The sequence below is a fragment of the Gilliamella sp. M0320 genome (genome assembly GCF_016101635.1).
In the GTDB taxonomy this organism is placed as follows: domain Bacteria; phylum Pseudomonadota; class Gammaproteobacteria; order Enterobacterales; family Orbaceae; genus Gilliamella; species Gilliamella apis.
Genome location: NZ_JACFQD010000002.1, coordinates 404,658 through 413,049, shown reverse-complemented (window position 1 = coordinate 413,049; position 8,392 = coordinate 404,658). Strand labels below are relative to the sequence as shown.

Here is an 8,392-nt window from a genome sequence, read left to right as displayed (position 1 = left end):
GTGACCACTTGCGTAGTCGCCGCGGGAGATTGTAAAGAGGGTTGGCGCCAACCCTCTTAACTCGGACGTAATCACCGTATAGAAACAACCGCAAAACAACAAACGTCCGAAACTCAAAGAACTAAAAAATAAAGAACTAAAAAATTTTGAGGAACAGGGTTTTTAAAGCCAAAATCCCGCCAATAAATCGCTAACGCTAGTTATAAAATCAACTAGTAACCAAAAAATTTTGAGGAGAGGGGTTTTTGGGAAAGAAAAACCAGATGATTGTGCCATGAGTTAGAGCATTATTCATCTGGTTTTATATTCAATAGATTAATTGTTTAATCTACTTTTTTATTTTATCGCTTTAGCGACAATTTGTTGTGCTTCTTGTTGTAAGGTTGCTAAATGCTCGTTACTTATAAAGCTTTCCGCATAAATTTTATAGGCATCTTCAGTACCAGACGGACGAGCGGCAAACCAACCGTTTTGCGTGATAACTTTTAAACCACCGATTGGTGCGTTATTCGCTGGTGCAGTAGTTAGGCATTGGGTAATTTCTTCACCGGCTAGTTTATTTGTAGTTAATTGGCTGGCATCGAGTTTGGCTAATTTTTGTTTTTCAGTAAATGATGCTGGTGCTTGAATTCGACCATAATAAGAAACACCAAATTTAGCTTCAAGCGCTTGGTATTGCTCTTGTGGGTTTTTGCCAGTTTTTGCTGTCATTTCAGCCGCTAATAAGCATAAAATGATACCATCTTTATCCGTTGCCCAAACTTTGCCATTAGTTCTTAAGAATGATCCGCCAGCGCTTTCTTCACCAGCAAAACCTAGTTTACCGTGATAAAGTCCATCAGCATACCATTTAAAACCGACAGGATATTCAAGATATTTTTTGTTTAAGCTATTAGCTACACGGTCGATCATTGAGCTAGTGACTAGCGTTTTACCAATAGCGATATTTTGATGCCACTGTGGACGATTTTGAAATAAATAGTTTACGCAAGTTGAAAGGTAAGCATTTGGGTTCATTAATCCTTTCGGTGTGACAATGCCGTGACGGTCAGCATCAGTATCGTTACCAAAAGCTAAATCAAATTTATCTTTAAGGTTTAATAAACCGGCCATCGCCCAGCGACTTGAACAGTCCATACGGATCACTTGATCATGATCAAGATGCATAAAGCTAAATGTTGGATCAATTTTATTATTGACGATTTCAAGGTTTATGCCGTACTTTTCAGCAATACGAGGCCAATAGGTAATACATGCACCACCAAGGGGATCAACACCAATTTTTAGCGATGATGACTTGATTAATGATAGATCTAAAATATTTTCAAGATCGTTGACATAATCAGTTTCATATTCTTTAGTATGTACGAAGTCTGATTTTAGCGCTTTTTCTAAGCTGACACGTTTAACACCATTAAGGTTGTTTCTTAGCAGTTCATTAGCACGGTTTTCGATTTGTTTGGTAATATCAGTATCGGCAGGACCACCATTAGTTGGATTGTATTTTATACCGCCATCTTCAGGTGGATTATGTGAAGGGGTAATTACAATACCATCAGCTAATTGAGATTGTTTATCCTGATTATAAGTCAATATCGCATGCGATATTACTGGTGTCGGCGTGTACCCCCAATTTTGTGCTATAACCACGGTTTGTTCATTAGCTACAAAGACTTCAAGCACTGATTTTAATGCAAGTTCAGATAAAGCATGAGTATCTTGACCAATAAAACATGGTCCAGTGATATTGTTTGTTTTGCGATACTCGGCTACCGCTTGGGCAATTGCTAATATGTGTGCTTCGTTGAAGGTGGCTTTATTTGAGCTGCCACGATGACCTGATGTACCAAAAATAACTAATTGGCTAGCATTATCAACATCTGGTTGAATTTGATAATAGTTATTTTGTAATGTTTGGATATTAATTAGGTCAGATGGTTGAGCTAATAATCCCGCACGGCTTGACTTAGCCATTTTTTACTCCTCTTTCATAACTTTATTTTAATATTCACTTTTATAATCATTATGTTAGTGAATTACTATCTAGTTTACGGTAAAAAGGCATGGATAACTTGATTAATCATGCTTTCTGAAATACCCATATCACTCATAATCGATTCAATAATATATAGTTTTCGCGCTGTATTCGTATTACTAATTACCCAATATGGGGTACCAACAATTTCTCTTGGCTTAGTGTTTTTTCCCGAAGTTTCTAAGGATTGTTTGTCTTTAGCTAAGTATTGCCGTTTACTGCCATGTAGTGACGTTGCTGCAATTGAAAATAGTGCCGGGTTGTAGTTATATAGCGCGCCAAGTAGTAATAAAAAACGGCTTATGATCGATTTTTCATTTGAGAAAGTGTCGCTAGTAAGGAGATCATTAAAAATTGGGTAATGATTTTCTTTGGCTAATATAGGATCAGCTTTAGTCATTTGAGGTTGGTTAAAGTTTAATAAACGTCGCAAAATACTTGATGCATCTTCACCAATATGTTTAGTTTGACCTGCAATAAATTGATAAAGTTCTTCGTCGATTTCGATAGTTTTCATTCTGTTACTTTGCCTATTAAATTATTGTACTGGACAACCATTAACTGGAATGGTGTCAAAATTTAAACTTTTAGTTGGTCTGTCTTGTAAACAATCTGGTTTAGATTGATGTGTGACGGTTTCATTTTTTATCGTCGTTTGCTGATTTTCATCATGACAGGCCGTTATCATAACTGATAATAGTAAAGGAAAAAATAACCGTTTCATGTACTTATTGTATGGTAGATTAACAATTGAGCTGAGTATAACTCAAGTTAGCCAAAAATTATATTATCTAATGATAAAATAATGAAAATGATATTGTTGTTTTTCAAAAAGAATATTATGCTAAACATGGTATAAAAAAATATACTCAAATTATATGAGGAATAAATTATGAAAAAAATCGTCACATTAACTATTCTAGCAGCAATTCTATCTGGATGTAGTAATAGTGATATCTATTCTGGCGATGTTTATACAGCAGACCAAGCAAAACAAGTCCAACAAGTAAGTTATGGTACAGTTGTATCGGTAAGGGCAGTTAAGATTCAAGCAAATTCTGATGGTAAAGACGGTGGAAATGTTGCTGGTCCTTTAGGTGGCGCTGTAATTGGTGGCGTTTTAGGTAATACAATAGGTAATGGTACTGGTCAAATCTTAGCCGCAGCAACAGGTGCCATTGGTGGTGCAATTTTAGGCGATGCGATTGAAAATAAATCTAGTCAAGCTGATGCGGTTGAATTAGAAATTAAACCAGAAAATGGTTCTAACTTTGTTATCGTTCAAAAAGGTGATGTTAAACAGTTTTATGCTGGTCAAAATGTTAAATTAATTACTAATGGTAAACGCATTAATGCCGCACCAAGATATAGTGGTAAATAATATCTGATTTATTTTAAATTTATCATTTAAATCTGGCTAGTTTTATCTGAATTTGCTTTCACTTATACTTGTTATCAGTGAAAGCTTCTTTTTATTTTACTTATCTTATTTGCTATTTTATCCTCATCAGCTAATTGATTATTTTGTCGACATAAAAATTTGCCTGTCTAATCACAAATCGCTAAACTCAAACTAAATGTTTTAATAGAAATAAGGAACTATATAGTAATGCGTATATTACATACAATGATCCGAGTCGGGGATTTAAAACGATCAATTGATTTCTATACTCGAGTTATGGGAATGACATTGCTTAGGACTAGTGAAAACCCGGAATATCAATATTCACTGGCTTTTGTCGGTTATGGTGATGAATCAACCAGTTCAGTAATTGAATTAACTTATAATTGGGGAACGGAAAAATATGATCACGGTACTGCTTTTGGTCATATTGCTATTGGTGTTGATGATGTTGCTAAAATGTGTGAGGATGTTCGTCAAGCTGGTGGTCGAGTTACTCGTGAAGCGGGCCCAGTTAAAGGTGGTAAAACGATTATTGCTTTTGTTGAAGATCCCGATGGTTATAAAATAGAGTTAATTCAAAATAGCCAAGCGACTAAAGCATTAGGCAATTAATTCAGTTATTTTAATTTTTACTATCGCCGAGTGATCGGCGATATTGGTTATTAAAATTTAGTTAATATTTCGCCGCTAATAGATCGGTTAATAGTTGGTGATGGGCTATGGCTTGTTTGCTTTGTTCAAGACTAGCACTAGTCATAATGGCATTTAATGCAGTTAATGATTCATCAAAATCATCGTTGATAATTACATAATCATATTCGTTGTAATGTGAAATTTCAGATTGAGCTTTATGCATTCTTTTGCTGATCACCTGCGCATCATCTTGACCACGTTTGATGAGTCGGTTTTCAAGTTCTTTGAGTGATGGCGGTAAGATAAAAATACTTTTTGATTCAGGCATTTGTTGTCTAACTTGTTCGGCACCTTGCCAGTCAATATCTAAAAAAACATTAATACCTTGCACTAGAGATTGCTCAATTTCGGCTTTAGATGTTCCATAATAGTGATCGAATACATGGGCATATTCGACGAAAGCATTCTGCTTAATTAATGATTCAAACTCTTGATTATCAACAAAATAGTAATGTTCACCTTGTTGTTCACCAGGTCTTGGTTTTCTTGTCGTATGAGAAATTGAAACTTTTGCTGGATGGTGGTTTTTTTGTGCTAAATAGGCACGAATAAGACTTGATTTACCAGCACCACTTGGCGCTGAGATAATGAATAAAGTACCCGTATACATAAATAATATTACCGTTTTTTAATAAGATAATGAGTGATTTTTATTGTCACAAAGAGTCGATAGGCGCTATTATAGCAAAATTTGCTTATTGTATGTGGCTTATTGTTATATATAGATTTTATTATTAGCGATCAATCATATAACGAATAATACGGCAGTGAAATTGAATCAACATTATTACAATTATTAAATATATTAGATAGCAGTTTATGTCATTAAGGAAAGGAAAATGTCTTTAACATTTAAAGATGGTGTACAAGCGTGTATTCCAACTTTATTGGGTTATATTGGAATAGGAATTGCCGCTGGTGTTGTGGGTAAAGCTTCTAACTTATCGGTATTAGAAGTGACTCTCATGGCAATTATTATTTATGCGGGCGCATCACAATTTATCATCACCGGTTTAATGATGGTAGCAACGCCAATATCTGCGGTTATTTTCACGGTGTTTTTAGTTAATTCGCGGCATTTTTTGATGAGTATGGCGACTGCGCCGGCATTTCGTCGTTTCTCATTATTGAATAATATTGGTATTGGTAGTTTATTAACTGATGAAAGTTTTGCGGTAGCCATGAATGCTATTGCTAATAAACAACCCGTAAATCCAGCCTGGATGCATGGCCTAAATGTAACCGCTTATGCTGCTTGGATTCTATCATGTTTAGTTGGAGCATTGATTGGTGAATGGTTACCCAATCCAGCACAATTTGGATTAGATTATGCTTTAGTGGCGATGTTTATTGGTTTACTTTATTTACAGCTAACAGCTGATAAATCTAAAACACTTTTAAATCGTGTTATTGTAATTTTGACAGTCAGTGTAATATTGATTTTTTTATTACGTTTTGTCTCATCCGAGATGGCGATATTATTTAGTACTTTTGCCGGTTGCTTTATGGGGATTATTGTGGAGCGTAAAGCATGAGTATTTATAGTCTATTAATCATTTTGGGTAGTGGTTTGGTAACTTGGTTACCTCGGGTTATCCCTTTCTTATTAGTCAGAAAATTGCAATTGCCTGAAGTGGTAATTCGTTTTTTATCCTATGTACCTATTTGTATCTTAACCGCACTATTTGTCGAGAATCTTTTTATAGTTAAACAAGGCGAATTTCCTAGTTTTAATTTTGAATATTGCCTAGCTGCGCTGCCAACTATGGGTGTTGCTGTTTTGACTCGTAACTTGATGTGGGTGGTTATTGCTGGAATGAGTAGTATGGCATTAATTCGCTATTTTATTATCTAAACAGATTGTCTATTCAAACAAAAACAGGGCAATTGCCCTGTTTACTATTTAATATTTTTTAGGTTCTTTCTTTTTGTTCTAATTTTAGAATACTTTTATTCAACTTTTCCGCTTCGGCAGTTTGACCTAATTGATTTAAATAGTTGGCCATTGCTTTTTGGTTGGCTAGGTTATTGACAATAACTTTTGGTTGTTGTTTCCACCATTTTATCAAAGCAAGTGGATCACTATTGGTTGATAATTGTTTGATACGGCCAATATAGGCTGCTTGTCTAAACTGATCAAGTTGAGAGTCTGGATAAGCTTTAGTTTTATACATGATTGGTAATAAATCAATAACTGATTGATAATCTTCCGTTTCATAATAGAGTTGATCGGCTAATCTCAATATTTCAACATTACGCGGTTTTTCGTTTAATAATTTTTCAATTGTGATTTTAGCTGCACTGTATTCATGATTTTTGAGTTGTAGACGAATTTGTACCAGTTGAAAAGCAAATAACTCTTTTGGTTGGCAACATTTTGCCGCTTCGGCTAAAGATTGATTGGCGGCGATTAATTGGTCTGCATCAATTTGTGCTTGAGCTGCAAGTAAATAAGATAAAGTAGAGCTTTTTGCACCTTTGGCACTTTTCATAAATAGTTTAGCGGCTTGTTGATAATCACCTTGTAAAAGGTAAAATTGTGCTTGTTCAACCCGTTTAATTGATTTCTTCGGTGATTTTAATCTTAACCATTCACCAAAAGCAGTTTTTGAGTTAAAGATTTTTTTACCTATTTCATAAACTAGATACAGGACAAGCAATCCCAACAATTGTAGTATGACAAATGAGTTAAAAGACATACTTATTCTATATTTAGCAACTTCAAATATCGCTGAACCTTGATTGCCTTCAAGAATAGGGCCAAGAAAAAATCCACCGACTAATACTAAGAAAATAATGAGTATTTTTAACATTATTATTCTCCTATTTACCTAATGCTGATTTGACTCGAGTTTGCATTAATTTTTCAAGTTCAATAATGCTGTCGAGTTTATCGGGGATGTTTTGATTACTAATCGATTGTTTTTGTAAACTATCAAGATCATTTAAGAACAATTTAACCGCTGATGCATTACCATCGAAATAAGCATTAATCCAAGTCGAAGCATCATGTAAAGCACGTTGATATATGAGTTCTTGATGTCTTGGTACTGCCTGCGCCGCAATTAATAACCGGAAACGAATATTTTCACGAAGATACAGAGTCTGTTCTAAACTTAAAGGTGTTTTTAAAATCTGGCATCTGACAATTTGCTTTTCATCATTACCTGCCTTATCGAGACAAGTGGCAAAATGGTTATCTTTTGCATCTAGTTTTTCAATTTTGATAAATTTGTCCATAAATTTTTCGGCATTGACAAGTAAATTGTCTGACCAATCATCTATTGATGAGCTAACTTGATCTTCAGCTAAGTTCGATGACGGTTTATTATTTGTTGAAACCTCATCTGCGGTTTTAATTTCATTTTGGTTAACTGCCTGTGCAGCTTCTTTATAATTACCGACTAAAGGTAAGTCGGTTAATGATTCAGATAAACCTAATAGCTTAATAATAATCCCATCTTCATCAATAAAACTGATTTGTGATAAGGCATTAATATCTTTGCTAATGGCTTGTCTTGCGGTTAATAGACTTGGATCATTGGTTTTGGCCAAACTTTCATCAGCACTTTTCAATAATAAACGGGCACTGGTATAATCTTGCTCATTCCAAATTTTTCTACCCGCAAGGTGGACTAAATAGTTAGCCTGTGAGATTAACCAAACATTATTATCAAGGGTGGATAGGGCAGATAAACGTTCATTAATCGTATTCAAATTTTGTTCGTTTAACTTTGTTGCATCATTAATTTGTATGGTTAGTTGTTGTTGAATCTTTTGGTTTTCATTTAATTGGCGATCAACACGTTGCGATAAAGATGTAAACTGTTGGTTTTGTTGATTGACAGCATCATTAATATTAGTTTGCAAATCATTAATTATGCTAGCTTTAGTATTTTGCTTTAAGTTTGCAACTTCTGTTTGTAAGGTGGAAATCTTTCGTTTTTGATTTTCAATTTGTTTATATCCTTGGAAATAAACAAATCCACTTAAGCAAACTGTTAATGCTATGGCAAGTATTGATAGTTTTGATACCGGTGCATGGGATTTACTACTATTAACCGATGAATTGGTAACCGATGAATTGGTTGGTTGTTCGATTTTTGGACTAGAAGTTTTTTTGATTGGTTCTTTTTTATCTACGTTCATCGTCGTTTTCGCTTCTTTGTTTGCATTAGGTATTGGCGGTTGACTAAATGAAGTGGTGCTGATGTTGGAAAGTGTTGCATTGGCACCATAATATTTTGTTGACATAAATT

At 34.5% G+C, this 8,392-nt stretch carries 10 protein-coding genes; 4 read left to right on the top strand and 6 right to left on the bottom strand.

Annotation, left to right across the window (positions count from 1 at the left end):
- Positions 1-336 precede the first annotated feature (336 nt).
- The 3 genes from pgm to H3T83_RS04520 all read right to left on the bottom strand — a co-directional run bounded on the left by pgm (position 337) and on the right by H3T83_RS04520 (position 2,723).
- Complete coding sequence (gene pgm, locus H3T83_RS04530) at positions 337-1,974, bottom strand: phosphoglucomutase (alpha-D-glucose-1,6-bisphosphate-dependent) (protein WP_034903334.1); 1,638 nt, start codon at positions 1,972-1,974, stop codon at positions 337-339.
- Between the two features lie 74 nt (positions 1,975-2,048).
- Positions 2,049-2,552 (bottom strand): replication initiation regulator SeqA, encoded by a 504-nt coding sequence (locus H3T83_RS04525; RefSeq protein ID WP_198215217.1) that lies wholly within the window; start codon positions 2,550-2,552, stop codon positions 2,049-2,051.
- Positions 2,553-2,573: 21 nt separating this feature from the next.
- Positions 2,574-2,723, bottom strand: a complete 150-nt coding sequence (locus H3T83_RS04520) for a hypothetical protein (RefSeq protein ID WP_198215216.1) — start codon at positions 2,721-2,723, stop codon at positions 2,574-2,576.
- A gap of 204 nt (positions 2,724-2,927) precedes the next feature.
- Between H3T83_RS04520 and H3T83_RS04515 the strand changes: the two genes are divergently transcribed.
- Together H3T83_RS04515 and gloA are read left to right on the top strand one after the other, a co-directional pair.
- The gene (locus H3T83_RS04515) at positions 2,928-3,416 is read left to right on the top strand and encodes a glycine zipper 2TM domain-containing protein (protein ID WP_232351109.1); all 489 of its coding nucleotides are present in this window, start codon (positions 2,928-2,930) and stop codon (positions 3,414-3,416) included.
- Between the two features lie 228 nt (positions 3,417-3,644).
- Complete coding sequence (gene gloA / locus H3T83_RS04510; protein WP_065614224.1) at positions 3,645-4,052, top strand: lactoylglutathione lyase; 408 nt, start codon at positions 3,645-3,647, stop codon at positions 4,050-4,052.
- A 61-nt stretch (positions 4,053-4,113) separates the two neighbouring features.
- Here gloA and gmk read toward each other — a convergent pair whose 3' ends face one another.
- A complete protein-coding gene (gmk, locus tag H3T83_RS04505) occupies positions 4,114-4,743 on the bottom strand; it encodes a guanylate kinase (RefSeq protein ID WP_198215215.1) in 630 nt (209 codons plus the stop codon).
- Between the two features lie 229 nt (positions 4,744-4,972).
- Here gmk and H3T83_RS04500 point away from each other — a divergent pair, with 229 nt between their 5' ends.
- Both H3T83_RS04500 and H3T83_RS04495 read left to right on the top strand, forming a co-directional pair.
- The gene (locus H3T83_RS04500; protein ID WP_086361928.1) at positions 4,973-5,668 is read left to right on the top strand and encodes an AzlC family ABC transporter permease; all 696 of its coding nucleotides are present in this window, start codon (positions 4,973-4,975) and stop codon (positions 5,666-5,668) included.
- The gene (locus H3T83_RS04495) at positions 5,665-5,988 is read left to right on the top strand and encodes an AzlD domain-containing protein (protein WP_198215214.1); all 324 of its coding nucleotides are present in this window, start codon (positions 5,665-5,667) and stop codon (positions 5,986-5,988) included. The genes H3T83_RS04500 and H3T83_RS04495 overlap by 4 nt, the downstream gene beginning before the upstream one ends.
- Positions 5,989-6,046: 58 nt before the next feature.
- Here the strand turns inward: H3T83_RS04495 and H3T83_RS04490 are convergent, their stop codons facing one another.
- Positions 6,047-6,946, bottom strand: a complete 900-nt coding sequence (locus H3T83_RS04490; protein WP_198215213.1) for a heme biosynthesis HemY N-terminal domain-containing protein — start codon at positions 6,944-6,946, stop codon at positions 6,047-6,049.
- A gap of 10 nt (positions 6,947-6,956) precedes the next feature.
- Positions 6,957-8,387 (bottom strand): uroporphyrinogen-III C-methyltransferase, encoded by a 1,431-nt coding sequence (locus tag H3T83_RS04485; protein WP_198215212.1) that lies wholly within the window; start codon positions 8,385-8,387, stop codon positions 6,957-6,959.
- Positions 8,388-8,392: the final 5 nt, after the last annotated feature.